Below are 25,181 nucleotides of genomic sequence, written 5' to 3' on the forward strand. Positions count from 1 at the left end.
GTTTATGCCCCGAACGGGCGCAGCAGCGCCCGCGAAATGATGTGGCGCTGGATTTCCGACGTGCCTTCCCAGATGCGCTCGACGCGGGCGTCGCGCCAGATGCGCTCCAGCGGCAGGTCATCCATCAGCCCCATGCCGCCATGGATCTGGATTGCTTCGTCGGCAACAAAGGCGAGCATTTCGGTAGCCTTCAGCTTCGCCATGGCCATGTCCTGGTCGGTGACGGTGCCCTGATCGTACTTCCAGCCGGCTTCGAACACCATCAGGTCCGCCGCCTTCAATTCCGTCGCCATGTCGGCGAGCTTGAACGACACGCCCTGGAACTTGCCAATCTGCTGGCCGAACTGCTGGCGCTGCGCGGAATATTCGATGGCATGACCGAGCGCCCGCTCGGCGCGGCCGAGGCAGGTGGCGCCGACCTGCAGGCGCGTGGCGCCGAGCCAGGAATTGGCGACGTCGAAGCCCTTGTGGACCTCACCCAGCACCTGGCTTGCCGGCAGGCGGCAATCGTCGAATTCGAGGATGGCGTTGGTGTAGCCGCGATGCGAGACGTTACGGTAGCCGTCGCGCACGGTGAACCCCTTGGTGCCCTTGTCGACGAAGAAGGCGGTGATCTTCTTGCGCTTGCCGCGCGGCGTTTCTTCCTCGCCCGAAGCCATGAAACAAATCGCGAAATCGGCAAGATCGGCATGGGAGATGAAATGCTTGGTACCGTTAAGGACCCAGTCGTCGCCGTCCTGCACCGCGGTCGCCTTCATGCCTCGCAGGTCGGAGCCGGCGCCGGGCTCGGTCATCGCCAGGCAGTCCCACTTCTCGCCGCGGATGCACGGGAACAGGTACTTTTCGCGCTGCTCGGGCGTGCCGGCGAGCAGGATGTTGGAGGGGCGCGCGACGCAGGTCCAGTGCAGCGCATAGTTGGCGCGGCCGAGTTCCTTCTCGTAGAGCAGCCAGGTCACCGTATCGAGGCCGGCGCCACCGACATCGGCCGGCATGTTGGCCGCATAGAGCCCCGCTTCGATTGCCTTGACCTTGATCTCCTCGATCAACTCGCGGCGCAGCACGCCGGTGCGCTCGACCTCGCGTTCATGCGGGTAAAGCTCATTCTCGACGAACGCGCGCGTCGTCTCGACAATGAGCTTCTGTTCCTCCGAAAGACCGAAATCCATGGTACTCAGCCCTTCTTCTTTTTCTTCGGCTTTTCCGCCTTCTTCACCGGCTTCGATGCCTTGGCCTTTTCTGCGGCCCTGGATGCGGCCGGCTTCTTCGCCGCCAGCTTGGCCAACTGCTTGGTATAGTCCTTGTGCAAGGCGCCGGCGCCCCAGCCCTTGCCTTTGTTCTGTTTCGACAGAGCATCCATGATCGCGACCAGATTGTCGTCGCGGATCTTTTCCAGTTCGCGGATCGACAGGCCGTGCGCCTGGTCGTCCGACTGGGTGGCAATAAGATCGACCAGCTCGTCGTTGAACTCCGGCACGTCCATAAGCTTGGTCCACGGCCATTTCAGGCACGGCCCGAACTGCGCCATGAAGTGGCGCATGCCGGCTTCGCCGCCGGCGACGCGATAGACCTGGAACATGCCCATCTGCGCCCAGCGCAGGCCGAAGCCATAGCGCATGATGTCGTCGAGTTCCTCAACGGTGCAGATGCCGTCCTTGATCAGCCACAGCGCCTCACGCCAGGCCGCTTCGAGCAGGCGGTCGCCGACAAAGGCCTCGATCTCCTTGCGGATTACCACCGGCTTCATGCCGATCGAAGCATAGATTTCCTTGGCGACCTCGATGGCCTCCGGGAACGTCTGCTCGCCGCCGACGATCTCGACAAGCGGCAGCAGATAGACCGGGTTGAAGGGATGTCCGACAACCAGACGCTCCGGATGCTTCTTCATCGCGACCTGCATGTCGGTCGGCTTGATGCCGGAGGTAGACGAGCCGACTATGGCGTTGGCCGGCGCATAAAGGTCGATCTCGGCCAGCACGCGGTGTTTGAGGTCGAGCCGCTCCGGCACGCTCTCCTGGATGAAATCGGCATCGGCCACCGCCTCGGCGATGGTCTTGGCAAAGGTCAGTCTGCCTTCCCTGGGCAGGCCGCCGGGAACCATCTGCTTGTAGGCGCGGCGCGCGCCCTTCATCACTTCCGAGACCTTGCGTGACGCTTCCGGGTCCGGATCGAAGATAGACACGTCGATGCCGTTGAGCAGCAGCCGCGCCACCCAGCCGGCGCCGATGACACCACCGCCAATGGCGGCTGCCTTGTTGATGATGCTCATGGTCAGGCTCCGGTTCTTGTCTTGGCGGTTTCGGGGTCGATGAGAGGCACGCGCTCGCCGGAGCGGATCACGGAGGGGTCGTAGGCCTTGCGGGCGAAGACTTCGAGCACGAAGGGCCGGAAGAATTCGATCGGCAGCGTGTCGTAGTCCGGGTCGAAGCTCGACTGGTCCCAGCGTTCGCAAAACTGGTCGCAATCGTCGAAATAGGCATGGCCGGCGAAGCGGTCGCGGGCGTGACGGTTGCCGCCGAGATGATGGGCATAGTAGAGCCGCTGGAAGTCGCCGTGCTTTTCCACCACCCAGGTGCATTGCTCGCGCACGAAAGGCTTCAGGATCGAAGCGGCGTATTCGTCGTGATTGTACGGTGCGTAGATGTCGCCGATGTCGTGCAGCAGCGCGCAGGCGATCCAGTCGGTGTCGGCGCCGTCGCGCCACGCACGTGTCGCCGCCTGCAGCGAATGGCCGAGCCGGCTGATCTTGTAGCCAGACAGGCCCTCGTCGAGCTGGACGAGCGCGTCGAGCAGCCGCTCACCGGTCCTGGCGGCATAGTCGATTTCATGGGCGGTCAGGAACTCATAGTCGTCCCTGTCGCCATCCTTCATCGCAGTGAATTTGACGGTAGCCATGATCCGCTCCCGTTTTACGCAGCTGCTGCGATCGGCGCCCGTTTGGTCAGGTTGAGCTTCTTGCGCACTTCCTCGGGTCCCAGAATCCTGGCGCCGAGATTGGTGACGATGCTGGCGGCACGCTCGACCAGCTGCGCATTGGTGGCGAGCACGCCCTTGTCGAGCCAGAGATTGTCTTCGAGACCGACGCGGACATTGCCGCCGGCGAGCACTGCAGCGGCTGCATAGGCCATCTGGTTGCGGCCGATGGCGAAGGCCGACCAGTTCCAGGTCGACGGCACGTTGTTGACCATGGCCATGAAGGTGTTGAGGTCGTCCGGCGCCCCCCACGGCACGCCCATACAGAGCTGCACCAGCGCGTCGGCGTTGAGCACTTTCTCTTCGACCAGCTGCTTGGCGAACCAGAGGTGACCGGTATCGAAAGCCTCGATCTCCGGCTTGACGCCGAGCGCCGTCATCATGCCGCCCATGGCGCGCAGCATGCCGGGCGTGTTGGTCATGACGTAATCGGCCTCGGCGAAGTTCATGGTGCCGCAATCCAGCGTGCAGATTTCCGGCAGGCACTGGCGCACATGTTCCATGCGGTTGGTGGCGCCGCCCATGTCGGTGCCTTTTTCATTGAGCGGCAGCGGCGCTTCCGGCGAGCCGAACACCATGTCGCCGCCCATCCCGGCGGTCAGGTTCAGGATCACATCGACTTCTGCCGCGCGGATGCGGTCCGTCACTTCGCGGTAGAGATGGACATCGCGGCGCGGCTTGCCGGTCTCGGGGTCGCGGACATGGCAGTGGACGATGGCGGCACCGGCCTTGGCCGCATCGATCGCCGAATCGGCGATCTGCTTGGGCGAGCGTGGCACATGCGGGGAGCGGTCCTGCGAGCCGCCGGACCCGGTCACGGCACAGGTAATGAAAACCTCACGGTTCATCGCGAGCGGCATGGACATCTCCTCCCCATAGAAACAGACCCTAACAATGACCGACTTGCCGGAAACTGTTTTGCAATTTACGAAGCTCTCGTGATCAAAAGCGAAAAACCGACCATCTTTCGCGCTGAGCGATCGCCGCTCAAGGTGACGCTGCTGGTGTTTTCAGGCTCGTCCATCATGTGCGTGGCGTCGACCGTCGACCCGCTGCGCGCCGCCAACCGCATCTCAGGCGAGACGCTGTTCGATTTCAAACTGGTCTCGGTCACCGGCGAGGCGCCGGTCACCACATGCGGCCTGCCGGTGGCGGTCAGGGGCCGCTTCGATGCGGCCGAGCCGACCGACGTGCTTGTCGTCGTCGCCGGCTTCGGCACCCAGAATTACGCGACATCGGCTCTGCTTTCCGGATTACGGCGAGCGGCCCGCGCGGCTCGCGCCTGCGGCGGCGTCGAGGCCGGCACATGGCTGGTGGCGCGCGCCGGCCTCCTCGAAGGCCGCAGCGCCACCACCCATTGGGAAGACATGGAGGATTTTTCCTCCGCCTTTCCCGGCGTCGACGTGCGTCCGGACCGCTACGTCATCGACGGACCGGTGTTCACCTCGGGCGGGGCGTCGCCGACCTTCGACCTGATGCTGCATCTGATCCGCACCCGGCTCGGCATGGCCGTCGCGCTCGATGTCGCCAGCGTCTTCATCTACGACCAGGCGCGCGCCGCGACCGACGCGCAGCCGCTGGTCTCGCTCGGCCGGCTCGACGGCTACGACCCGCGTCTGGCGCAGGCTATCCGGCTGATGGAATCGCATGTCGACCAGCCGCTGACCATCGACGCGGTGGCAAAACGCGCCGGGGTGACGGCGCGGACATTGGAGAGCATTTTTCGCAAGTCGATCGGCGAGACGCCGGGCGCATATTATCTCAGGCTTCGGCTGGGCGCGGCGCGGCGGCTGGTGGTCGACACGCGGATCGCCATGGCGGATATTGCCGGGCGGACGGGGTTCTCGTCCGCCGCGGCATTTTCCAGAGCGTTTTCAAGAGCGTTCGGCGAAGCCCCGGTCAGGCTGCGCCGAGGTTGATGCATGTCGCCCAAAAGTGTGTCGCGGTTTTGGGATTACGACATGCACAGACAAAGGGAGATCAGGCTGCGTTCTGTCGATCGCTGCCGGCGTCCATCTGCGAGCGCATCTGCCTCGCCAGACGGACTTCAAATCGGCTGCTGACAGCACGATCCCATTCGTTTTTCACGCTGTCGGTCGGCCGCGGCAGCGCCATCAGCCGGTCGATGATCGATCCGGTCTCGCCGGATGAGAGCAGGGCGTTGATTTCGCGTTCATGCTGCATATCGGTTCGCCTCCTTCCTTTTCACCCGCCACAACCGCATCCTTATACGAGATACGTGACGGCAGTTTGAAGGCAAGAGCGAGGTCATTGAGGGGCGCCAAAGGGCAAACCCTTGTCGTCGGATAGGGTCTTGCGCAAACCCCATTCCGGGGCGGCCGGAATGTTATCCAGCCACCCTTGAGCACAACGAATCGGCTTTCCGCCCTCAGACGTAGCGGTTGACGATGTTTTCCAGCAACTCCTGGCGGCCGGAGCGTGGCTGCGGCTCGATCTTCTTCTTCACCACGCGCTCGGCGATGTCTTCCAGCGAGCGCTTGCCCGACAGCATCGCCTTGCCCTCGGCCGTGTTCCAACCGGCATAGCGCTCGGCCAGCGGACCCGACAGCGCCTTGTCCTCGACCATCTTGGCGGCTGCCTTGAGACCTCGTGCGCAGGAATCCATGCCGCCGATATGGCCGATCAGCAGGTCCTGCGGGTCGAGCGACTGGCGGCGCAGCTTGGCGTCGAAATTGGTGCCGCCGGTCTTGAAGCCGCCGGCCTGCAACACCTGGTAATAGGCCAGCGCCATCTCCGGCACATTGTTGGGGAACTGGTCGGTGTCCCAGCCCGACTGGTAGTCGTTGCGGTTCATGTCGATCGAGCCGAAGACGCCGAGCGCATTGGCCAGCGCCAGCTCGTGCTCGAAGGAATGGCCGGCAAGAATCGCGTGGCCCTGCTCGATGTTCAGCTTCACTTCCTTCTCCAGCCCGAAGCGCTTGAGGAAACCGTAGACCGTGGCAACGTCGTAGTCGTACTGATGCTTGGTCGGCTCCTGCGGCTTCGGCTCGATCAGGATCGTGCCTTTGAAGCCGATCTTGTGCTTGTAGTCGACGACGAGACTGAGGAAGCGCCCGGCCTGCTCCTGCTCGCGAGCAAGATCAGTGTTGAGCAGCGTTTCATAGCCCTCGCGCCCGCCCCACAGTACATAATTCTCGCCCTTCAGCCGCTTCGTGACGTCGATGCAGCTTTTCACCGTCGCCGCCGCATAGGCGAAGACATCCGGATCGGGATTGGTGGCGGCGCCCGACATGAAGCGGCGGTTGGAGAACAGGTTGGCCGTGCCCCAGAGCAGTTTGACGCCGGTCTTCTTCATCTTGGCGGCAAAATAGTCGGCGATCTCGTCGAGCCGCGCGGCACTTTCGGAGAAATCCTTGCCTTCCGGCCGCACGTCGGCGTCGTGGAAGCAGAAATAGGGCGCGCCGAGCAGCGAGAACATCTCGAAGGCGACGTCGGCTTTCAGCTTGGCCAGTTCCATCGTGTCGACGCCGCCAGCCTTGGGAAACCAGGGCCGGTCGAAGGTCTGGCCGCCAAAGGGATCGCCGCCCGGCCAGGCGAAAGAATGCCAGTAGGCGACGGCGAAGCGCAGATGGTCTTCCAGCCGTTTGCCGGCCACCACCTCGTCGGGATTGTAGAAGCGGTAGGCCAGCGGATTGGTGGAATCCGGCCCCTCATACTTGATCGCTTTGATGTCGCCGAAAAATCCGCTGCTCATGATTTCTGTCCTCTCTCGAATAGTTCACCCTGATTACCTCAGGCGTAATTGGTTTCGCTCTCGCTTGGGGTGAAAAGCCTCGTGTCAAAGCCACTCAACGAAGGAGACAGACCATGACCGACCTCAATACGATCGCCCAGAACTACATCACCGCCTGGAACGAGGCCGATGCGGATCGCCGTGCCGAACTGCTCAAGGCCACCTTCACCGAAGACGTCAGCTACCGCGATCCGCTCATGCAGGGCGACGGCCACGCCGGCGTTGCTGGGCTGATCGACGGCGTACAGCAGCGCTTCGCCGGCTTCCGGTTCTCGCTGAAGGGTACGCCGGACGGGTTTGGCGACCGCATCCGCTTCTCGTGGAATCTTGGGCCGGAAGGCGTGCCGTCGGTTATCGAAGGCACCGATATCGGTGTTGTCGAAAATGGGCGCCTGAAGAGCGTCACCGGGTTTCTGGACAAGGTGCCGGCGCAGTGATCGATTAAGGGTGGCGCGAGACACCCCCCTCTGCCCTGCCGGGCATCTCCCCCGCAAGGGGGGAGATTGGCTGGCATCCACGCCTTCGCTAATCACCCACCTTACAAGACTGGCATACCCGCCGACGCTGCCGATCTCCCCCCTTGCGGGGGAGATGCCCGGCAGGGCAGAGGGGGGTGCCTCGCGCCGACTCACGCGGTCATGCCTTTGATCGCCGGGTATAGCGCCCGGTAGCGCTGGTACGCATCGGCATACGCCCCGCCAAGCGCAGCATCCGGCTCGATCGTCGCATCCGTCCTCGGCGCCGTGCACACCGCCAGCGGATCAGCCCCTGTCGCCGCGATCAGACCAAGCCTCGCCGCGCCAAAGGCAGCACCGAAATCGCCGTCGGCCGGAATGTCCACGGGCACCTGCAGCGCCGTAGCGATCGCCTTCAGCCAGTAGCGCGAGCGCGAGCCGCCGCCGATTGCCGTCACCCGCGTCAAATCCGTGCCGGCGGTCTTCAAGGCTTCGAGACTGTCGCGGAATGCGAAGGCGACGCCTTCAAGCACGGCCTGCGTCAGCACCGCGCGGCTCGACTCATGCGCCAGTCCGGTGAAGGACCCACGAATGGCGGAATCATTGTGCGGCGTGCGCTCGCCCGAGAGATAGGGCAGGAACGACACCCCGCTCGGCGCTTTCAGCACATCGCCAAGTTCGGCGGTCAATTCACCGGCCTTCTTGCCTGAAATCTCCGACAGCCAGTTCAGCGAATCGGTCGCAGACAGGATGACCCCCATCTGGTGCCAGGTGTTGGGCAGGGCATGGCAGAAGGTGTGCACCGCGCTTGCCGGATTGGGCAGGTAGGAAGCGTTGGCAGCAAACAGCACGCCAGATGTGCCCAGCGACACAAAAGCGTGGCCGGCGCCGACCGTGCCCATGCCGCAGGCCGAAGCAGCATTGTCGCCGGCGCCGCCGGCAACCGGGGTGCCCGATGCTATGCCCCAGCTGGCGGCCAGTTCGGCGCGCAAGGCTCCGGCCTTCTCCGTGCCTTCGACCAGCGACGGCATCTGCCTTTCGTCGAGCGATGTCGCCGCAAGCAACTCGGGGGACCAGCGCCGTTTGCCGACATCGAGCCAGGAGGTGCCGGCCGAGTCGGACATTTCTGAGATATGCTCGCCGGTCAGCCACAGCCGCAGGAAATCCTTCGGCAAAAGCACCTTCGCCACTTTGGCGAAGACGGAGGGCTCATTGTTCTTCACCCAGGCGAGTTTCGGCGCCGTGAAGCCGGGGAAGACGATATTCCCGGTGAGTTGGCGAAAGCGCGGGTCGGCATCCAGCGCGGCGGCCTCAGCGTGGCTGCGCGTATCGTTCCACAGGATGCAGGGGCGCAGCACCTGGTCGCCGGCATCGAGCAAGGTGGCGCCATGCATATGGCCGGAAAGGCCGATGCCCTTGACCGCGGCAAGCTCTTTCGGGTGCGACGTTTTCAGCTCGGCGATGGCCGTCTCGCAGGCGCGGATCCAGTCGGCGGGGTTTTGTTCGGACCAGCCGGGATGCGGCCGCGATACGTCAAGCGAAGCATGGCCGGAGCCGATGATCTTCTGCCCGGCATCGATCAACAGCGCCTTGACGCCCGACGTGCCGAGATCGAGGCCGAGATACATGCATTCCTCCCATTGCCATTAATTTTTTCGGGTCTCGAAAAAATCTGGCTTGCCAGTTTTTAAAACAAGATCCGCCGCGGGTCAATTCTCTGACAAATTGGCGGCGCGTTGCGAAAACAGCGCCGACAGCGGACTGTCCGGCCGGACCAGTGCGCGCTCGGCCGTCAACGCCCAGGCAAGCGCCGTGTCGCCGGCGCGCAACGCCGCCTCGATCAGCGTGAGATCAATCACATCGCGCTGGGCGTGGCTGCCGCCAAAGCGATGGGCAATGGCGCGGACCGGTCGGATCAGGCGCACCGCTTCGCTGTAATTGCCCTCGCCGAATGCCTTGATGCCTTCCGTCAGTGGCTGGCCGACATCCCGGGTAAAGGCGGCGTTGTCGTCGCTGCCGCGCATCGCCTCGTGCTGGGCTTCGAGCAAGATCTTGACCGGCGCTTCGAGACCGGCGCCGACGAATGCCATCATCGCATGCGCATCGTTGAAGGCGTAATTGCCGGCTCCAGCCTTCGGCGCCCAGTTGGCAGCGAGCGCTGCCCAGCGGTCGCCGACATCGACACCGCCGAGATAAAGCCGCCACAGGATCGCAGAGGCGTCGACCATGTTCAGCGCCAGCGTCGAACGCTCGCCATAGATCGGCCCGTCATAGAGCTTGAGCACCTCGTCGGTCTCGCCGAGATCGTAGTGGAACAGCGCCAGATGCCACCAATTATGCACCTGCAGGAAGCTTTCCTTCGTCCACGCCCCGGGGTTGGCGCGCATCCAGGCGATGCCGTCCCGTTGCCGGCTCTGCATCTCCATGACATGGGCGACCGCATGCTGCGCCCAGCCGTCTCGCGGCTCGATCTCGATCGCCTGTCGGCCGAAACTTTCGGCTCTGATATAGTCGCCCATCTCCTCGAGACCGAAGGCCTGCATACCGAGAATGGCGTGGTAACCTGGCATGCCGCTCTGCCAGGACGGCAGCGCGCGGCTGATACGGTCGCGCAGCATGCGGGCATTGCCGGTGAAGAAGTCGATCTGGTGGCCGACCTGCAACGCCACCGCGTCGAGCGGGTTGTCGATGGCGATATCTTCGAGCAGGCGCGCGGCGTCATGCCAGCGTCCCTCGGCAAGGTGGCCAAGGGCCGCCACATGCGCCTGTTCGCGCGGCGTCGCGGCAAGCGGCAGTGCCGCAGCATGGCATGCCTGGGTGACCGCCATTGCCTCGCGTTCGGTGGCGAGGCCGAACAGATACCCCTTGAAGACATGCGCCATGACGAAACCGGGATCCGCCGATATGGCGCGGTCAACGGAGCCGACCGGGTCGCCGACGAAGCATTGCAATTCATGAACGGCCTGGCTGTAGGGTGAAAACCCGGCCTCGGTCGCGCCCGAAAACATTAGGCCGAATGGATCTCTTACTGCCATATCGGCCCTGATGCTCCGCAGTTCCTAATTGCCCGAGCGCATCGCCACCGTGGCGATCCCGGCGCCGACCAGCAGCGTGCCGCCGGTGCGGTTGAAGATGCGGATCGCCTTGGGGTTGCGTACGACGTTGCGGGCGCGCGCCGCAACCAGCGCGTAGCCGAAGGCATTGGCGAAGGCGAGCGCCAGGAAGGTCGCTTCGAAGATCAGCATCTGTGTCCAGAAATCGGCTTCCCGGTTGAGGAACTGCGGCAGGAAGGCGACAAAGAACGTGATGCTCTTCGGGTTGAGTGCGGTGACCAGCCAGGCGTGCGCCATCATCTTGGCGGCCGAGACGGCATCTGTGCGTGGTTCGGCTTTGAGCGCGCCGCCGGCGCGAAACAGTTTTACCCCGAGATAGATCAGATAGCAGGCGCCGATCAGCTTCAGAATGGTGAACACGGTCGCCGACGCGGCCAGCAGCGCGCCGATGCCCAGCATCGACAGGGTCATGGCGGTGAAGTCGCCCAGCGCCACGCCGACGGCCATCGGCAAGGCAGTGCGCCAGCCCTGGCCCAGCGCATAGGACACGACCAGAAGAATGGTCGGGCCCGGAATGATGAGCAGCACGGCCGAGGCGGCGGCGAAGGCGGCCCAGTTTTCGAACGACATCTTTGTCTCCTTGAGCGCAAAGAAAAGGATAAATCCTCGTGTGCGGAGGAATGTAAAGAGCCCTCTCCCAAAAATGCACGGCGGACCATTTCGCCCGACCGCTGCGGCTATTGGCGGCACAAGTTTAATGCCGGTCGTTGGGCCTTCACCCTTTTTCAACCATGTTTGGCGAAACTGCCTGCTATCCGGCCGGACCGTGTTTCCCGCCGACAGCGTAGGGTTTGGGTGCATGCGTGAGTTGCCGCAGAATGTGACGCCGCCAGCAAATGGCGACGCAAACGAGACCGAACATCTCTATTCCCGCCGCTTCGTCCTGTCAGGGGCCGGCGCCATGACGCTGCTCGGCATGGCCGGCTGCAGCACTTCGACGCTCGAGCTGCCGCAATTCCAGCTGGATGACACGGTCACCGGCTCGGTGCGGCCGATCCGTCCGGCGATCAGCGTCGACAAGAACGTCACCGGCCCCGATGTCATGTACGCTTCGCTCAACGATGGCGGCTTCGAAGTGCCGGCGGTGCCCTATCAGAAGGTCAAGCCGGAGTTCCGCCGCCATATCGTCGTCAACGAGACCGGCGAGGCGCCCGGCACCATTGTCGTCCATCTGCAGGAGCGAAAGCTCTATCTGGTGCAGGAGGGCGGCGACGCCATCCGCTACGGCGTCGGCATCGGCAAGGACGGCTTCCGCTGGTCCGGCCGCGCCAACATCCAGTACGGCAAGGAATGGCCGACCTGGACGCCGCCGCCGGAGATGATCCAGCGCAAGCCGGAACTGGTGAAATGGCAAAACGGCCAGCCCGGTGGCCTCACCAACCCGCTCGGCGCACGCGCTCTTTACATCTACCAGGACGGCAAGGACACCGGCTACCGCATACACGGTTCGCCGGAATGGGCGAGCATCGGCCAGGCGATGTCGTCGGGCTGCGTGCGCCTGATCAACCAGGATATCATCGACCTCTACAGCCGCGTTTCCAAGAAGAACCCGGTCGTGGTCGTCTGATCCTGTGCGGCGGTTTGGCGCCGCTGGAAACTCCCGTTGCGCGATGCGGCAAGCTAGGCCAAGGTGCCTTGAAAACCACAGCGCCGGGAGAAATCGAGCATGGCTGGAACGTTTGTCATCGCACAGGGCGGCGGCCCGACCGCCGTCATCAACCAGACGGTTGTCGGGGCCACGCTGGAAGTCCGCAAGCGCCATCCCGGCGCCAAGGTGCTGGGCTCGCTCCACGGCGTGCGCGGCATTCGTGACGGCAACTATGTCGACCTCTCCGCCATCCCCGAGGACCGGCTGCGGCTGATCGCCGGCACGCCGAGTGCCGCGCTCGGCTCGACACGCGACAAGCCCGACGCTGCCTATTGCGAAGTCATCCTCAACGGGTTGAAGAAGGCCGGCGCCGACGCTTTCATCTACATCGGTGGCAACGACACGTCGGGCACGCAGCAGATCCTGACCGACGCAGCCGGCGGCAGCATCGCTTTCGTCCATGCGCCAAAAACCATCGACAACGACCTCGAGGAAAACGACCACACGCCGGGCTTCATCTCGGCGGCCGAATTCGTCGCCGGCGCCTTCCTGTCCGTCGATCTCGATTTCCGCGCATTGCCCGGCATCTATGTCGGCATCGTCATGGGCCGGCATGCCGGCTTCCTCACCGCGGCGGCTGCAGCCTGGCAGCTCGATCCCGACAGCGGCCCGCATCTGGTCTACGTGCCGGAACGGCCATTCTCCGCCGCCGGTTTCATCGACGACGTGCGCTCCACGCTCGACCGCCACAAGCGCTGCATCGTCGCCGTCTCCGAAGGTGTCAGCACCGCCGACGGCAAGGCGCTGGTCGAAAGCCTGGTGCCGCCGGACAAGCTCGAGCGCGACGCGCATGGCAACGTCAAACTGTCGGGCAGCGACCTGCCGTCAGCTCTGGAACGTGCGCTCGCCGAAGGCCTGCCGGGCAAGCGCGCCCGCGTCGATGCGCTTGGCTACATGCCGCGCGGCTATGTCGGCGCGATCAGTGCCGTCGACGCGCAGGAGGCTTTCGACGCCGGCGCCTTCGCGGTTGCCGTTGCCGGCGAAGGCGGTGGCTCGGTGGCGCTGCAATATGACGGCACGAAAACCGTGCTGAAGAAGGTGCCGCTGAAGAACGTCGCCGGTAAGACGCGCCATATGCCCGACGATTTCATGAAGCCCGATGTCAACCAGCTTTCGGAAGCGGGTATGGCTTACCTGAAGCGGCTGGTGCCGGAAAAATACAAGGTGGGAAAGCCCTTCGTCTGATGGGCGGCCGTTTTGGTGGCGTCCGTTTTGGTGGCGAGCGCGTTGTCGGCGACTGGTTCGGCAAGACAATCATCGACGACCGCACGACGATGCTGACCGAGCCGTTCGTGCATGATTTCGTGCGCGCCAACATCTGGCATTTCAGCGGACGCGACGCCGACCTGCTGGTCGACACCGGCATGGGCATCTGCCCGCTGGCGCCTGAGATCGACACGCCCGAGGGCAAGCCGCTCATTGTTGTCGCCACCCACATCCATCTCGACCATGTCGGCTCGCTGCACGAGTTTCAGCTGCGCGCCGGGCCGCGGCACAGTGCCGAGCATTTCGAGACCATGAACGATCAGGTGACCTACGCCTACATGTTCAACAATCTCGACGGCGCCGTTTCGAAATTGCCGGCGCCGGGCTGGACGGCGGCCGACTACAAGATTCCGCCGGCGCCGCTGACGCGCACGCTGGACGAGGGCGACATCGTCGACCTCGGCGACCGGCAGTTCCGCGTCCTGCATCTGCCCGGACATTCGCCGGATTCGATCGCTTTGTTCGACGAGGCAGACGGCCTGTTCTTTGCCGGCGACGCCATCTACGATTCCACGCTGATCGACGACCTGCCGGATTCCTCCCGGCCTGATTATCGCCGTACCATGCAGCGGCTCCTTGACCTGCCTGTTCGCCTCGGCCATGGCGGCCATGGGCCGAGCTTCGACGGCAACCGGATGCGCGAGATCGCCACAGCCTATCTCAGGCGCACCGGAGGCCTCTGACGACATTGTGATTGGAACCAGCGTGGCGCCGTGGTCGAGCGCGTCAATCCGGACACGGCAGCCGCCAATGCCGGCCTGCAGCCGGGCGACGTCATCGTCGACGTCAACCGGTCGCCCGTGCGGGATGCGCGGCAAGCCAACCAGGCGATCGCCGAGGCCGGCAAGTCGGGCCGGAAGTCGGTGCTGCTTTTGGTCGACCGGGGCGACGCGCAAATCTTCGTCGCCGTACCCTTCGCCGCCGGTTGAGACATGATGCGGCGGGCTCGCTGAACGATCGGCAGGCCTGCCGCACGGCCCCGCCAAAATTCCTGTTGCCCGCCGCGACATCTTCGAGAACATTACGGCAGGCCGGCAATGGCCTGCTAAAAACGGACAGTCCGATGGTCACTCGCGGTTTTTCCTCCGGTCGAAAGCCTCCGACGGAGACCGATGCGCGCATTCCGCCCGGTCAGTATCTCGAACAGGGCTTTCCGGTGCTGTCGGCGGGGCCGACGCCGCGCGTGCGCACCGAGGACTGGTCGTTCACGCTCAAGCACGGGCCGCGCCCGATCAAGAAATGGAACTGGGCCGAGTTCAACGCGCTGCCCTTGACCAAGATGACGCGCGACATCCATTGCGTTACCGCCTGGACCAAGTTCGATACCGCCTGGCAAGGCGTGCTGGTCGACGACATCCTTGCCGATGCCGGCATCGAAGCGCCGACCGGCTTCCTGCTGGCGCATGGCTATGACGGCTACACCACCAACGTGCCGGCCAAGGATCTCACCGCGGGGAAGGCGATGGTGGCGCTCCTTTATGAAGGCAAGCCGATCACTGCCGACCATGGCGGCCCGGCGCGGCTCCTGGTGCCGCATCTCTATTTCTGGAAATCGGCCAAATGGCTGAACGGGCTGCAGTTCACCGAGCGCGACGAGCCGGGCTTCTGGGAATTGCGCGGCTATCACATCTATGGCGACCCGTGGCGCGAGCAGCGCTATAGCGGCGATCCATGAGCGAAGCGCCGCAATCTCCCTGGCAGACGGCGAAAATCACCCGGATCGAAAAGCGGACGCCACGCGTCACCAGTTTCTTCTTCGCGCTGTCACGGCCATTCGCCTATCGCGCCGGACAGCATGTCGATGTCAGGCTGACTGCGCCTGACGGCTACCAAGCGCGCCGCTCCTATTCCATCGCCTCGGCGCCGGAGAGCGGCGCCACGATCGAGCTGGCGATCGAGAAGCTCGACGACGGTGAAGTCTCGCCCTTCTTCCACGACATCGCCGCGGTCGGTGACGAGATCGAACTGCGCGGGCCGCTCGGCGGCCATTTCGTCTGGTCCGATGGGGATGGCGGGCCGCTGCTTCTGGTCGGCGGCGGCTCCGGCGTGGTGCCGCTGATGGCGATGGTGCGTCACCGGACCTTGCGCAAATCGGCGGTGCCGGTGGCGCTGATGTTTTCGGTGCGGGTCTGGGACGAGGTGATCTTCCGCGACGAGCTGATCGGTCTCGGTGACCGCCGCGACGGGTTCGAGCTGGTGCTTACGCTGACGCGCGAGGCGGCACGGCGCCCGTCCGACTATTCGAGGCGCATCGACACGGCAATGGTCATGCAGGCGCTCACGCGGCTGCCGCGGCCGCCGGCGCTCGCCTTCGTCTGCGGGTCGAACACCTTCGTCTCGGCGGCTGCCCGGGCGCTGATCGACGCCGGCATACCAGCGGAAATCATCCGCACCGAGCGCTATGGCGGCTGAGAGGGCCACAGTGGTTCACCGTTTCATGGAGACAGCGAACCGCTCTCAGGCGGGTGAAAACCTTGCCGACAGCAATTGGAACGGCAGCGCGCCATAGGCGGCGACTTCGGCCTCATTGTCCCAGTTGCGGAACTGGCGCGATGGCCGTGCCTCGATCACCAGAGGCCGGCCGGTGTCGTCCACCGTTACCTTGCCGCGAAAGCGCAGCACACGTCCGCCGCCGGCGCGGCTGATCACCATGGAACGCAAGCGGGCGACGTGACCGCTGCCGGCATTGATTTCCATCTCGATGCGGCGGCGGACTGGCGGAACGACGATCCTGACGGTGACGTCCAGCATCATCTCTCCAGTCCTGTCCGGACGCGGCAGGGCCTGAGAAAGCGCGAACGGTTCCGGCGTCGCTCTTGCCTTGCGCAATGTCGGCCTGCCGCGCCAGACGGCAGCAGGCGTCGGATGCTGCAGTCGGCCCTTCTTGCGTTTCAGGCGCAACTGCTTGGCAAAGCCGCGCGACAGCCAGACGAGACCGCCGAAATCGGTGCGCGGCTTGGCCTGCAGCACCGAGGACCAGCGCGACAGGCCGGCGCGGTCGGCCAACTCAATCGTCTTTGCAAGTTCGGCCTCCGGCACCGCGATGCCGATCTCCAGGCAGAGATAGGAGAGCGCCACCGCCGCGGCGACGGCGAGGCCCCGCTTGGCGACGACGTCGGCGAACACGCCCCAGTCGACTGCGCCACTCTCGATGGCGACCGCACAGTCGACCAGCCAGTCGCTGTGGGTGTGGGCATCGAGGCCGCCATGTGCGATGGCGAGCGCCATGCGGTCGGCCGGAGAGGGAACAAGCACGCGGACGCCATTGAAATCGGCTGACAGCGCCCGCTGCCAGATCGCCAGATCATCTTCCGCGCTTTGCTGCGACCCGTCATAAGCGAGCTGGTGCAGGTCGATGTCGCCGAAACTGCCCTTGAAAAAATTCATCGAACGCAAGGACGCCAGCCTGGTGCGCAGATATTGCGGACTGACGCCGGTGGCGATCTGCCAGTCGCGTTCGCTAAGCACATCGAAGGCGGCAATCATGGCCTGCGGGCGCACCAGCATGTCGATGTCATGCGCCACCCGGCCGCGCTGCGCCGACGCGTTGACGGCGATGCGGCTGGCGCCTTTGATAAGCATCACCGCGCAGCCGGCGTCGATCATGGCCTGTAGCGCCGGCTCGGCCTCGCGCGCAGCCAGCCGCGATTTGGTCCACAGCATCTTTTGCAGGCCGACAAGACGTGGATAGGCCGGATGCCCAGCGAGCTTGCGGCCGAACCTGTCGGAGATCGCGGCCAGCAGCCGATGCTCTCGGAAGGCAACATGGTCGATATCGTTCTCGTCGAGCCAGCGCGCCGCGTAACGCCCTGCCGCTTCTTCATCGGGCAGCAATGCGGCCTTCAGCAGCTGGTCGAGTCCGCCAGTTGGCCATGACCAACCATAGTCCGGAAACCGACGGCCGATACGGCGCATGGCATTGGCCATCAGTCGGCGCTCGCCTTTTTCGCTGCTCGCCTTTGCATGGCCAGCCTTACGACTTCGACATAACCGCGGTCGCGCACGGGGTCGCGTCCATAGGACATGCTGTCGGGCCGGATGCGGCGCAAGGTCAGGACATCGTCGAGCATGGCAAGCGCAAAGCCCGCCTCGCGGACACGGGCGATCCAGTCGACCATGTCGCCGCGACCGCCTTGCGGGTCGATGATCGGACCGACGGCCTCGGCTACCTCCCGGCGGATCATCATCGTCGTGCGCGACCAGCCCGCCACGGCCACGTCCTGTTGCACATCGGGCTTGTCATCGCGAAACGTCCGCCAGTGGGCAAAGACTCCTGCCGTCGCGGGAAACCGCTCGAAATGCTCCAGCTGCCTTTCGATCTTGGTCGGCAGCCACAGATCGTCCGCATCGAGCGTGGCGACGAAGGGCGTCGCCAGCGCGGCGATGCCCCTGGTGGTGGCGCTGCCTGGTCCGGCATTGTCCTGGCGCAACACCCGCACCGGCATGCCCAGCGCATTGACTACCGCGACCGTATCGTCGGTCGAGCCGTCATCGACGACGATTATGGCGTCGGGCTGGACCGTTTGGGCCGCGACCGATCGCAGCGTCTCGGCGATGGTGGCGGTCGCGTTGAAGGCCGGAATGACGACGCCGTAGCTGGCCATCACAGGAAACGCCAATTCGCAAGTTCCTTGAAATCGAAGATGCCGTCGACAGGGTGCAAGGAGCGGTCGGCCTCGCGCCGTTTCATCGACTTGTAGACGGCGCGCATGAATTCGCGAAAAGGAACATCGGCCTGCCTGGTCATGTTGCCGGGATGGCGCCGGTAATAGAGCGCAACAGTGTCGGGCATCGTGAATTTCGGCCCGCTTTCGAAAGTGCGCAGCAGATAGTCGGTGTCCTCGGCCTGGTGGAAATCCTCGTCGAAGCTGCCGATGCGTTCGACCAACCGCCGGACGAAGATAGCGGGAGACAGGTGAATGCCGCGAACCGTCACCGAGTGGCTGTCGGCTGTCGGCTCCAGCGTATCGTCATCTATGTCGTCGACCAACGTCATGCGCGAATAGGTGAGCTCGAGGGTGGGGTCTGCGTCGAAGCAGGCCAGATCCGCCTTGAAGCGGCCGGGCGGGGAAATGTCGTCCGAATCGAGAAACGATACCAGCCTGGTCTGCGGCAGCAATTGCCGCAAGCCCGCGTTGCGCGCCCGCGTCACCCCCGCATTCTCCTGCTGGAAAAGGCGAATGCACGGCGCCTCCGCGATCAGCGAGCGCACGACCGCCGCCGAACTGTCGGTCGAACCGTCATCGATAACGATGATGTCGAGATCGGCGGCATCGCGCTGCCTCAGCAGCGAGCGCAGCGCCGAGCCGACATGGCGTTCGCGGTTGTAGACCGGCATGATCACGCTCAGCTTCACGCACGCATTCCAGGCTGTGATCTGTTCATTCTTTCACCACTCTGCCGGGCGCTTGATCTCGAAAAGCCCCTCGACCGGGCGCCGCGACGGATCGGCCTTGCGCCGCCGCAAGGATTTCTGAATTACACGTAGATATTCGCGCACCGCCACATCCCTTTGCTTGGTCAAATTGCCGGGGTGGCGCCGGTAGTATACCGCGACGGTGTCGGGAAAAATGTGCTTTGGGCTGGTTTCGAAAATGCGCAGCAGATAGTCGGCGTCTTCGCCCTGCCGGAACTCCTCGTCGAAAGCACCTGTACGGTCGATGAGTGCCCTGCGGAATATCCCGGCGCTAAGGCTGACGCCGCGCACGGTGGGACCTGCGCCGCCCGGTGCCGGCTGAAGGGCTTCGTCGTCCATGAGATCGACGCGCGTCATCAGCGAGTAGGTCAGCTCGAGCGCAGGGTCGGCCGCGAACAGGGGTAGGCCAGCCTTGAATCGTCCAGCCGGCGAGACGTCGTCCGAATCCAGGAACGACACCAGTTCGGTTTGCGGCAGCAACTGCCTCAGCCCTGTGTTGCGCGCGTTGGCCACGCCCTGGTTTGCCTGCTGGAACAGGCGGATGCACGACGCTTCCCGCATGATGGCGCGGACGGCTTCAACGGAGCTGTCGGTCGAGCCGTCGTCGACAACGATGATATCGAGATCGGCATCGTCGCGTTGCCTGAGCAGGGACCGCAACGTCGAAACGACATAGATCTCCCGATTGTAGACCGGCACAATGATGCTCAACTTCATGCAGCGCCCCGAAGGACGAAATCCGCAATCGTGCCGGCGATCTCGCGCGGCTCGGTCCCCAGCGACAGCCGGTAGCATGGCAGGTCGCGGGTAAGCTCGCTGAAAAAGCGAAAGCCCGCTTCCCGCTCGCCCGGCATCTGCACGATTCCTGACGGGGCCAAGGCGATCATGGCATCCTTGCGCGATATGGGCATGACCGAGCTTCTCGCACCTCCCCTGATATGGGGCACTATCAAAGCAATAATGTCCAGACTTGCAGGAGTTGGTCGAGGCGCGATCTCGTTGATGTGAAAGGCATGCTTGCCTTGCCAGTTCAGCGGTTGGTACGACTTTAGCTGCTCCTCCAGCTTCAGCCGCTTGAAGCCCTCCGGATCCTGCTTGAGCGTGGCAAACAGCGGATAGGCCGTCACCCCCCCGGTCCGGTCGATCAGCACATAGTCGTCGCCGACGCTATCGAGCCCATTGAGCAGGCCGGCGACGACCGTTCCCGATTTGCCGGCTCCGCCGGAGCCCGCCAGCAACACGCCCTTGCCATCGATGCCCAGCGTGCCGGCATGGGTGAGCCGCATGCCGCGCGCCGCATATTCCCAATGCAGGAAGGCGCGCAGCGGCGCCCCTTGTTCCCATGGCGGAAAGGCGTCGGCCGACATCATCAGCTGCGCCCCGACATGGCGTTGCGGATCATGGAACTGCCAGAAGTCGAGATCATGATAGTAGCTGCCGCGCAATCCGGCCTCTTCCAGCCGGTTGGCAAAGGCATGATGGTTGTAATCGCCTCGGCCCCAGGTGGCCGGGGCGGGGACGCCATCGATGGCCGGGTGGGCGACGAAAATGCGGCAGCCGTCAGATGCAGACGGATTTTCCGGGGCCGGTATGAAGGCATGGCTCATGGCTTCCGCCAGCGTGCCATGGTCGAGGTGGACACTCAGGTCCAGTCCCGGCAACCGCACCCCGGCGGTAACGGGATAGAAGGCGGCGGCGCTTTCCGCGGCCGCCAGCACATGGCGGGCATAATCCGGCAGGGTTTGCAGCGTGATCAAAGGCATGTGTTCGTTGTTCCAGCGTCCAGAATTGCGCCGGGTCGCCTGATGCATGTCGCTCGGGGTGGCCCCGGTTTTGAGACGACGACATGCATAAAATCAAAGATCTAAACCGCGTCGCCTGAGTCCGTTCAAACGCGACGCGCTTTAGGGAAACGATTATGCCTGTTTCACCGCCGGCCAGCCGAGAGGTTCCTCGACCTCATGGATCGGGTCGACAATGATGAGATCGGCAAGGTCGTCGTGGACATCGACCTTGAGCGGCTCATTGCTGGCAGCAAGCGCAGACGACAGCTCGCCCGAAAGCGGTTGCGCCGGTGTTTCGGCTGGTGCAAGCAACCCGAAATCGAGCAGTCGGGCAACGAAGCTTTCGAGGTCGGCCAGGCTTATTTTTGCGGCGGCCGCGGCAGCTCCGACCAGCGCTTCAGTGGCGACGCCGGACGACAAAGCCTGCCAGACCCGGCTGCCGGAATCGGAAAAGCCGAAATACTTACCGTTCGAAAGATCGAGAACGACGGCTTCGCCATCGAATGATTCGAAAACGATGTCCTTGCTTGCGACCGCGTAGACCCGCTGTTGCATCGCTCTGTCCCCCGTTCCATGCGCCCATGAAGGGATGCGCCAGTTTCACGGCCTGCCAGCCCTTCCTAAGTGCGTCTAAATCACTCGGCCTATGCTTGGCAAGACAAAGACCCGCGAACACCGCCTGCGTCGGCGACCGTTGCGGCGAAGTCGACCGGCTCAAGCCTCGATTTCGAGCGCCGACAACGGTTTCGAGCAGCAGGCAAGGATGAAACCGTCATCGATCTCGTGGTCGAGGATGCCGCCATTGTGGCTCATCTCGACTTCGCCGGAGACCTTCTTCACCTTGCAGGTGCCGCACAGGCCGAACTCGCAGGCGGCGGGAATCCGCACGCCCGAGCTGCGCGCGGTCTGCAGCACGGTCTGGCCGGCGACGCAGCCGGCATCGACCTCCGAAAGCGAGAAGCGGATCGGCGTCACGGCTTCGACAGGTGCAGCGATGCCGTCCTCGACCGGGGAGGCAAACGGCGCCGGAATTTCCTCCATCACAGGCGCGGCAAAGCTCTCCTGATGGTATTTCGTCATGTCGAAGCCGGCGGCATCCAGCATGCCGCGCACGGCGCGCATGAACGGATCGGGGCCGCAGCAGAAGATTTCGCGCTCGCGGAAATCCGGAGCCAGCAAGGGCAGCCGGATCGCATCGATGCGCCCCATATGGCCGTACCAGCCTTCGCGGCTGGAACGTTCCTCGATCATGAAGCCGAGCGACAGGCCGGGCATATGGCCGCCGAGCAGTTCGAGTTCCTTGCGGAAGATGATCTCTTCGGCACGCCGCGCGCAGTTGACGAAACCGACATCGGTCCATGGCGCGCAGTCGTTCAGCCAGCGCAGCATCGACATCATCGGTGTCACGCCGGAGCCAGCCGAAATGAACAGATATTTGGCCGCCGGGTGGCTGTGCAACGAGAAGTCGCCCGCCGGTCCATAGGCCTTGACATGCGAGCCGGGCACCAGTTGGTCGAACATCCAGCGTGTGCCGATGCTGCCCGGTTGCGCCTTCACTGTCACCGCGATCGAAAACGGCCGCGATGGTGACGACGACAGCGTATAGGTGCGCATCAGCGGCCCGTCCGGTGTCGGCAGTTCCAGCGTCAGGAACTGGCCCGGCTTGTAGCGGAACCAGGTCTGGTTGTCGGAGCGGAAGGTGAAGGTCTTGACGTCAGGCGCCTCGTCGCTGACGCCGATCACTTCCAGCACCTGCAGCCTATCGTTCCACGGCGCCATCTGGTCGAGATGGCGATAGAGCCCAAGATCCGTCATCGCATTCATCCTCCGGTCCTTCTTCGCCTGCTCCAGCTCACGCGACGCTGCGCAGCGCCGGCCTGCCACCTTCGGCAAGGCGCGGGCCGATGAAGGCCGCGTACCATTCGACGAACTGGATCACGCCGCCCTCGTGCAGCTCCGAATAGGGGCCGGGCTCATAGGCCGGAGACAGGATGCCAAAGGCGTTTTCCTCGACGATGCGGCGGTCCTGGTCGTTGGTCTCGGTCCAGACATGGGTGAGCTCCTCAAGGTTGTAGTCGACCCCCTCGACCGCATCCTTGTGCACCAGCCACTTGGTCGTCACCGCGGTTTGCGTGGCGCTGATCGGCAGCACCCGGAAGGTGACCGCATGGTCGATCAGTATGTGGTTCCAGGTCGTCGGATAGTGGTAGTGCATCAAGGTGCCGATGCGGTCGGCGGCAACAGTGTCGGACAGGTTCTTCGTCACCGCGCGCTTTCCCGACATCGTGTAGCTGACGGCATCGCGCAGCAGCGGCGCGCGGGTGGCGCGGTATTGCCCGGCCGGATCGATGCGGAACTTGCTCGGCAGGCCCGCCGCCTCGCATTTCGCCCAGTGCGCCAGCATCTCCGGATCGCTGTCGGCGCCCTGCACGCCGGTCACCGTCGGCGCTTCGGGGAATGTCTTGCACAGCTCTGGATGATTGCCGGCGCAGTGATAGCATTCGCGGTTGTTTTCCCAGACCAGCTTCCAGTTGCCCTTCTCGATGATGGTGCTCTCGAAGGCGACCTTGGCTTCATTCAGCCCGTGCGGCTTGAGGTAGGGCTCTATCATGGCGCGCATCGGCGCAAAGTCGGCAGGTTCTTTTGCCAGGCAGATGAAGATATAGCCGCCGACGCTCTCGCAGGCGACGGGCTTCAGGCCGAACTGGCTCTTGTCGAAACCGTCGGCCATCTGGCGGGCAAACAGCAGCCGGCCGTCAAGCTCGTAGGTCCACTGGTGATAGGGGCAGACAAGCTTTGCCGCCATGCCCTTCTCAGTGTTGCAGACACGGCTGCCGCGATGGCGGCAGGAATTGTGAAAGGCGTTGATGTTGCCCTTCTGGTCGCGGACCAGCACCACCGGATAATCGCCGATCTGCACGGTGATATAGCTGCCGGGCTTCGGCAGTTCGCAATCATGGCCGATGAACAGCCAGTCGCGATACCAGATAAGCTCCATGTCGAGCTTGAAATAGTCCGGGTCGGTGTAGAAGGGCTGTTCCAGCGAAAAGCCTTGCTTGCGGCCGTTCAGGAGCCTCAGCATGTCGTTGCGCGTATCCATAGTTCTGTCCTCGTGGTTTAAGGACTGAACTTGGTGGTGATGGAGGAAGGATCGGACGCAGGCCGGCGCGGCGCCGGACATGCACTATCCACCTCTTGACCGCCCACCGCGATCAGTCGAGTCTATGCATCTCGGGCTGGTTTCCGGGCTCTGGAGTTGTCCTTGCGGACCATCGCGACACCTTCCCAGGCTCTTGCCCAGTGGTCTCCCGTTGCGACTTCAACTCCACCACCGTTGCGGGGGCAGCGCCGGATTCTGACCGGCTTCCCAATTCTCCGCTGCGTCGTCACGAAGCGGCACCTGAGATGCGATCATCTAATCACGGCAGCGATCGCGACGTCGGCATGAAAGCGACATCATATCCATGCGGCGCGACACGCGCGGCTTACGCCCCCCGCCCCCGGGTCAAAGAGCTGAGACGTTTCTTGCGACGCCATCATCGCCGTTTCGAATCGCTGCCGATCCAGTTCGATCGCGGGCAAAAATGGCTCAACGGTATCGAAAAGTTACTATTAGCAATCTCTAATCGAACCGAACGGTTCGTTTCTGTTGACAATGCGTGCAGGACAGTGTGAACGACGGCCCGGAAACCGACATCGGAGCGAACCACTCGGTTCGGCATAAGCGACTGAAAACAATGCGATAAATGACCATAGAGGAACTTCATGGCACAATTTCAAGGTGCAGGACCGTGGTCCACACGGAACAACTTCGTGATTGGAAACCAGCCTATGGCTTTCCCACATCGGGGCTGTCCGAACGACGCGAATTCCTCCCAAGACACGCCGCTAGACGGACAGACAAACTGGAGTACTAAAAATGAAAAAGATCATCCTCACTGCCGCAGCCGTTTTGGCGATCACCGGCAGCGCCTTCGCCGGTAGCGACAATTACGGTTCCAATGGTGCGAACCAGCCAGCCGTCTCGGTCGACAGCTCGTATACGGCTTCCATTCAGAAGCCGGCGCACGCTGACAAGCAGCCTGTCGTTCAGGGCGCCGACCGCGACCTCTACGGCAATCGCTGATCCCGACCAAAGAAGGGCGGCTAACCCGTCGCTCTCGGGATCCCAAAAAATTCAGGAGTATTTGAAAATGAAAAAGATCATCCTTGCTGCCGCCGCCGTTTTGGCCATCTCCGGCAGCGCTTTCGCCGGCAGCGACAACTACGGTTCGAACGGCGCCAACCAGCCTGCGATTACGTCGACCGATAGTGGCCATACGGCTTCGGTTGAGAAGTCGGCTCCAGCCGAGCAGGCGCCTGCCCACGGTGCCGACCGTAACCTTTTCGGCCGCTAAAAGCCGGTTTCCAGCACGTGGCGGGCTTATCCGCTGCAGCTGGCGGCATCAGAAAAATTCAGGAGACTAAAATGAAGAAGATCGTTCTTGCCACCGCAGCCGTTCTGGCTGTTTCGAGCGCTGCCTTTGCCGGCAGCGACAATTATGGCTCCAATGGCGCCAACCAGCCGGCCGCTGCCGTCGACACCACCCGCACTTCGTCGACCGGCACCAACTCGGCGGTCTACAAGCTGCTGAACTCGTCGGACGACCAACAGAAGTTCGTTCCTCAGAGCAGCGACAGGGATCGGTTCGGCAACAACTAACAGCCGAAGCTTAAAAAAAGAGCGGCGGGCCTAGCCCGCCGCTCTTTTTTCATGCCTGTACAACGCAGCTATC

The 25,181-nt window shown here is 63.6% G+C and carries 27 protein-coding genes, 1 pseudogene and 1 riboswitch; of the genes and pseudogenes, 11 read left to right on the forward strand and 17 right to left on the reverse strand.

Annotated elements, in window-relative coordinates:
* Positions 1-2: 2 nt before the first annotated feature.
* Genes NKI10_RS05720 through bcoG form a run of 4 tightly spaced genes read right to left on the reverse strand, consistent with a single transcriptional unit; the run spans position 3 to position 3,830 of the window.
* Positions 3-1,166, reverse strand: a complete 1,164-nt coding sequence (locus NKI10_RS05720) for an acyl-CoA dehydrogenase family protein (protein ID WP_023684275.1) — start codon at positions 1,164-1,166, stop codon at positions 3-5.
* A gap of 5 nt (positions 1,167-1,171) precedes the next feature.
* Complete coding sequence (locus tag NKI10_RS05725) at positions 1,172-2,266, reverse strand: carnitine 3-dehydrogenase (RefSeq protein WP_023732588.1); 1,095 nt, start codon at positions 2,264-2,266, stop codon at positions 1,172-1,174.
* Positions 2,267-2,268: 2 nt separating this feature from the next.
* Positions 2,269-2,892: an HD domain-containing protein gene (locus tag NKI10_RS05730; RefSeq protein WP_352859072.1), complete on the reverse strand. Its 624-nt coding sequence runs from the start codon at positions 2,890-2,892 to the stop codon at positions 2,269-2,271.
* A gap of 14 nt (positions 2,893-2,906) precedes the next feature.
* Positions 2,907-3,830 (reverse strand): 3-dehydrocarnitine:acetyl-CoA trimethylamine transferase BcoG, encoded by a 924-nt coding sequence (bcoG, locus tag NKI10_RS05735; protein WP_352859074.1) that lies wholly within the window; start codon positions 3,828-3,830, stop codon positions 2,907-2,909.
* Positions 3,831-3,908: 78 nt separating this feature from the next.
* Here bcoG and NKI10_RS05740 point away from each other — a divergent pair, with 78 nt between their 5' ends.
* The gene (locus NKI10_RS05740; protein ID WP_023668864.1) at positions 3,909-4,889 is read left to right on the forward strand and encodes a GlxA family transcriptional regulator; all 981 of its coding nucleotides are present in this window, start codon (positions 3,909-3,911) and stop codon (positions 4,887-4,889) included.
* Between the two features lie 61 nt (positions 4,890-4,950).
* Here NKI10_RS05740 and NKI10_RS05745 read toward each other — a convergent pair whose 3' ends face one another.
* Both NKI10_RS05745 and xylA read right to left on the reverse strand, forming a co-directional pair.
* Positions 4,951-5,154 (reverse strand): hypothetical protein, encoded by a 204-nt coding sequence (locus tag NKI10_RS05745; protein ID WP_023684278.1) that lies wholly within the window; start codon positions 5,152-5,154, stop codon positions 4,951-4,953.
* A 205-nt stretch (positions 5,155-5,359) separates the two neighbouring features.
* On the reverse strand, positions 5,360-6,685 hold the full coding sequence (xylA, locus tag NKI10_RS05750; protein ID WP_023684279.1) for a xylose isomerase: 1,326 nt from the start codon (positions 6,683-6,685) through the stop codon (positions 5,360-5,362).
* A 113-nt stretch (positions 6,686-6,798) separates the two neighbouring features.
* Between xylA and NKI10_RS05755 the strand changes: the two genes are divergently transcribed.
* Positions 6,799-7,161 carry a nuclear transport factor 2 family protein gene (locus NKI10_RS05755; protein WP_023745168.1) on the forward strand — a complete coding sequence of 121 codons (363 nt, stop codon included), beginning with the start codon at positions 6,799-6,801 and terminating at the stop codon, positions 7,159-7,161.
* A gap of 191 nt (positions 7,162-7,352) precedes the next feature.
* On the opposite strand, the gene xylB is transcribed toward NKI10_RS05755, so the two are convergent.
* The 3 genes from xylB to NKI10_RS05770 all read right to left on the reverse strand — a co-directional run bounded on the left by xylB (position 7,353) and on the right by NKI10_RS05770 (position 10,862).
* Positions 7,353-8,807, reverse strand: coding sequence for a xylulokinase (gene xylB / locus NKI10_RS05760; RefSeq protein WP_023745167.1), 1,455 nt, complete (start codon positions 8,805-8,807; stop codon positions 7,353-7,355).
* Positions 8,808-8,888: 81 nt separating this feature from the next.
* A complete protein-coding gene (locus NKI10_RS05765; RefSeq protein ID WP_023755578.1) occupies positions 8,889-10,214 on the reverse strand; it encodes a tetratricopeptide repeat protein in 1,326 nt (441 codons plus the stop codon).
* Between the two features lie 24 nt (positions 10,215-10,238).
* Complete coding sequence (locus NKI10_RS05770; protein WP_352859078.1) at positions 10,239-10,862, reverse strand: LysE family translocator; 624 nt, start codon at positions 10,860-10,862, stop codon at positions 10,239-10,241.
* Positions 10,863-11,091: 229 nt separating this feature from the next.
* Between NKI10_RS05770 and NKI10_RS05775 the strand changes: the two genes are divergently transcribed.
* From NKI10_RS05775 to NKI10_RS05800, 6 genes and pseudogenes are all read left to right on the forward strand, one after another.
* Entirely contained in the window at positions 11,092-11,859 is a 768-nt protein-coding gene (locus NKI10_RS05775) for a L,D-transpeptidase (RefSeq protein WP_352859080.1), read from the forward strand.
* 99 nt (positions 11,860-11,958) lie between these two features.
* Positions 11,959-13,125 (forward strand): diphosphate--fructose-6-phosphate 1-phosphotransferase, encoded by a 1,167-nt coding sequence (locus NKI10_RS05780; RefSeq protein ID WP_023831241.1) that lies wholly within the window; start codon positions 11,959-11,961, stop codon positions 13,123-13,125.
* On the forward strand, positions 13,125-13,889 hold the full coding sequence (locus NKI10_RS05785; protein ID WP_352859083.1) for an MBL fold metallo-hydrolase: 765 nt from the start codon (positions 13,125-13,127) through the stop codon (positions 13,887-13,889). Before NKI10_RS05780 ends, NKI10_RS05785 begins: the two co-directional genes overlap by 1 nt.
* Positions 13,890-13,904: 15 nt before the next feature.
* Positions 13,905-14,135 (forward strand): annotated as a pseudogene (locus NKI10_RS05790) (PDZ domain-containing protein); the annotation flags it as partial.
* A 134-nt stretch (positions 14,136-14,269) separates the two neighbouring features.
* Positions 14,270-14,881, forward strand: coding sequence for a sulfite oxidase-like oxidoreductase (locus tag NKI10_RS05795; protein WP_023684287.1), 612 nt, complete (start codon positions 14,270-14,272; stop codon positions 14,879-14,881).
* A complete protein-coding gene (locus tag NKI10_RS05800) occupies positions 14,878-15,618 on the forward strand; it encodes an FAD-binding oxidoreductase (RefSeq protein WP_352859085.1) in 741 nt (246 codons plus the stop codon). The genes NKI10_RS05795 and NKI10_RS05800 overlap by 4 nt, the downstream gene beginning before the upstream one ends.
* A 45-nt stretch (positions 15,619-15,663) precedes the next feature.
* Here NKI10_RS05800 and NKI10_RS05805 read toward each other — a convergent pair whose 3' ends face one another.
* The 8 genes from NKI10_RS05805 to NKI10_RS05840 all read right to left on the reverse strand — a co-directional run bounded on the left by NKI10_RS05805 (position 15,664) and on the right by NKI10_RS05840 (position 23,506).
* Entirely contained in the window at positions 15,664-17,133 is a 1,470-nt protein-coding gene (locus tag NKI10_RS05805; RefSeq protein ID WP_352859087.1) for a nucleotidyltransferase family protein, read from the reverse strand.
* The gene (locus NKI10_RS05810) at positions 17,133-17,825 is read right to left on the reverse strand and encodes a glycosyltransferase family 2 protein (RefSeq protein ID WP_352545532.1); all 693 of its coding nucleotides are present in this window, start codon (positions 17,823-17,825) and stop codon (positions 17,133-17,135) included. Before NKI10_RS05810 ends, NKI10_RS05805 begins: the two co-directional genes overlap by 1 nt.
* Complete coding sequence (locus NKI10_RS05815) at positions 17,810-18,562, reverse strand: glycosyltransferase family 2 protein (RefSeq protein WP_352738934.1); 753 nt, start codon at positions 18,560-18,562, stop codon at positions 17,810-17,812. Before NKI10_RS05815 ends, NKI10_RS05810 begins: the two co-directional genes overlap by 16 nt.
* Positions 18,563-18,595: 33 nt before the next feature.
* Positions 18,596-19,339 carry a glycosyltransferase family 2 protein gene (locus tag NKI10_RS05820; RefSeq protein WP_023725908.1) on the reverse strand — a complete coding sequence of 248 codons (744 nt, stop codon included), beginning with the start codon at positions 19,337-19,339 and terminating at the stop codon, positions 18,596-18,598.
* Positions 19,336-20,385, reverse strand: coding sequence for a hypothetical protein (locus NKI10_RS05825; protein ID WP_023822091.1), 1,050 nt, complete (start codon positions 20,383-20,385; stop codon positions 19,336-19,338). The genes NKI10_RS05820 and NKI10_RS05825 overlap by 4 nt, the downstream gene beginning before the upstream one ends.
* Positions 20,386-20,538: 153 nt before the next feature.
* Positions 20,539-20,961 (reverse strand): PqqD family protein, encoded by a 423-nt coding sequence (locus NKI10_RS05830; RefSeq protein WP_023725910.1) that lies wholly within the window; start codon positions 20,959-20,961, stop codon positions 20,539-20,541.
* A gap of 159 nt (positions 20,962-21,120) precedes the next feature.
* A complete protein-coding gene (locus NKI10_RS05835; protein WP_023703626.1) occupies positions 21,121-22,221 on the reverse strand; it encodes an FAD-binding oxidoreductase in 1,101 nt (366 codons plus the stop codon).
* 37 nt (positions 22,222-22,258) lie between these two features.
* Complete coding sequence (locus tag NKI10_RS05840) at positions 22,259-23,506, reverse strand: aromatic ring-hydroxylating oxygenase subunit alpha (RefSeq protein ID WP_023823862.1); 1,248 nt, start codon at positions 23,504-23,506, stop codon at positions 22,259-22,261.
* A gap of 117 nt (positions 23,507-23,623) precedes the next feature.
* Positions 23,624-23,825, reverse strand: a riboswitch (cobalamin riboswitch).
* Between the two features lie 500 nt (positions 23,826-24,325).
* On the opposite strand from NKI10_RS05840, the gene NKI10_RS05845 reads away from it, so the two are divergent.
* From NKI10_RS05845 to NKI10_RS05855, 3 genes are all read left to right on the forward strand, one after another.
* Entirely contained in the window at positions 24,326-24,532 is a 207-nt protein-coding gene (locus NKI10_RS05845; RefSeq protein WP_023668885.1) for a DUF680 domain-containing protein, read from the forward strand.
* A 67-nt stretch (positions 24,533-24,599) separates the two neighbouring features.
* Complete coding sequence (locus NKI10_RS05850; protein WP_023668886.1) at positions 24,600-24,803, forward strand: DUF680 domain-containing protein; 204 nt, start codon at positions 24,600-24,602, stop codon at positions 24,801-24,803.
* A gap of 71 nt (positions 24,804-24,874) precedes the next feature.
* Positions 24,875-25,108 (forward strand): DUF680 domain-containing protein, encoded by a 234-nt coding sequence (locus NKI10_RS05855; protein ID WP_023694259.1) that lies wholly within the window; start codon positions 24,875-24,877, stop codon positions 25,106-25,108.
* Positions 25,109-25,181 lie beyond the last annotated feature (73 nt).

Origin of the sequence: Mesorhizobium sp. M0802 (genome assembly GCF_040320115.1) — a bacterium.
Taxonomy (GTDB): Bacteria; Pseudomonadota; Alphaproteobacteria; order Rhizobiales; family Rhizobiaceae; genus Mesorhizobium.

Coding starts and splice junctions, on each gene's coding strand:
- NKI10_RS05720 (WP_023684275.1), bottom strand. CDS start 1,166: ATGGATTTCGGTCTTTCGGAGGAACAGAAGCTCATTGTCGAGACGACG.
- NKI10_RS05725 (WP_023732588.1), bottom strand. CDS start 2,266: ATGAGCATCATCAACAAGGCAGCCGCCATTGGCGGTGGTGTCATCGGC.
- NKI10_RS05730 (WP_352859072.1), bottom strand. CDS start 2,892: ATGGCTACCGTCAAATTCACTGCGATGAAGGATGGCGACAGGGACGAC.
- bcoG (WP_352859074.1), bottom strand. CDS start 3,830: ATGCCGCTCGCGATGAACCGTGAGGTTTTCATTACCTGTGCCGTGACC.
- NKI10_RS05745 (WP_023684278.1), bottom strand. CDS start 5,154: ATGCAGCATGAACGCGAAATCAACGCCCTGCTCTCATCCGGCGAGACC.
- xylA (WP_023684279.1), bottom strand. CDS start 6,685: ATGAGCAGCGGATTTTTCGGCGACATCAAAGCGATCAAGTATGAGGGG.
- NKI10_RS05755 (WP_023745168.1), top strand. CDS start 6,799: ATGACCGACCTCAATACGATCGCCCAGAACTACATCACCGCCTGGAAC.
- xylB (WP_023745167.1), bottom strand. CDS start 8,807: ATGTATCTCGGCCTCGATCTCGGCACGTCGGGCGTCAAGGCGCTGTTG.
- NKI10_RS05765 (WP_023755578.1), bottom strand. CDS start 10,214: ATGGCAGTAAGAGATCCATTCGGCCTAATGTTTTCGGGCGCGACCGAG.
- NKI10_RS05770 (WP_352859078.1), bottom strand. CDS start 10,862: ATGTCGTTCGAAAACTGGGCCGCCTTCGCCGCCGCCTCGGCCGTGCTG.
- NKI10_RS05775 (WP_352859080.1), top strand. CDS start 11,092: ATGCGTGAGTTGCCGCAGAATGTGACGCCGCCAGCAAATGGCGACGCA.
- NKI10_RS05780 (WP_023831241.1), top strand. CDS start 11,959: ATGGCTGGAACGTTTGTCATCGCACAGGGCGGCGGCCCGACCGCCGTC.
- NKI10_RS05785 (WP_352859083.1), top strand. CDS start 13,125: ATGGGCGGCCGTTTTGGTGGCGTCCGTTTTGGTGGCGAGCGCGTTGTC.
- NKI10_RS05795 (WP_023684287.1), top strand. CDS start 14,270: ATGGTCACTCGCGGTTTTTCCTCCGGTCGAAAGCCTCCGACGGAGACC.
- NKI10_RS05800 (WP_352859085.1), top strand. CDS start 14,878: ATGAGCGAAGCGCCGCAATCTCCCTGGCAGACGGCGAAAATCACCCGG.
- NKI10_RS05805 (WP_352859087.1), bottom strand. CDS start 17,133: ATGGCCAATGCCATGCGCCGTATCGGCCGTCGGTTTCCGGACTATGGT.
- NKI10_RS05820 (WP_023725908.1), bottom strand. CDS start 19,339: ATGAAGTTGAGCATCATTGTGCCGGTCTACAATCGGGAGATCTATGTC.
- NKI10_RS05825 (WP_023822091.1), bottom strand. CDS start 20,385: ATGCCTTTGATCACGCTGCAAACCCTGCCGGATTATGCCCGCCATGTG.
- NKI10_RS05830 (WP_023725910.1), bottom strand. CDS start 20,961: ATGCAACAGCGGGTCTACGCGGTCGCAAGCAAGGACATCGTTTTCGAA.
- NKI10_RS05835 (WP_023703626.1), bottom strand. CDS start 22,221: ATGACGGATCTTGGGCTCTATCGCCATCTCGACCAGATGGCGCCGTGG.
- NKI10_RS05840 (WP_023823862.1), bottom strand. CDS start 23,506: ATGGATACGCGCAACGACATGCTGAGGCTCCTGAACGGCCGCAAGCAA.
- NKI10_RS05845 (WP_023668885.1), top strand. CDS start 24,326: ATGAAAAAGATCATCCTCACTGCCGCAGCCGTTTTGGCGATCACCGGC.
- NKI10_RS05850 (WP_023668886.1), top strand. CDS start 24,600: ATGAAAAAGATCATCCTTGCTGCCGCCGCCGTTTTGGCCATCTCCGGC.
- NKI10_RS05855 (WP_023694259.1), top strand. CDS start 24,875: ATGAAGAAGATCGTTCTTGCCACCGCAGCCGTTCTGGCTGTTTCGAGC.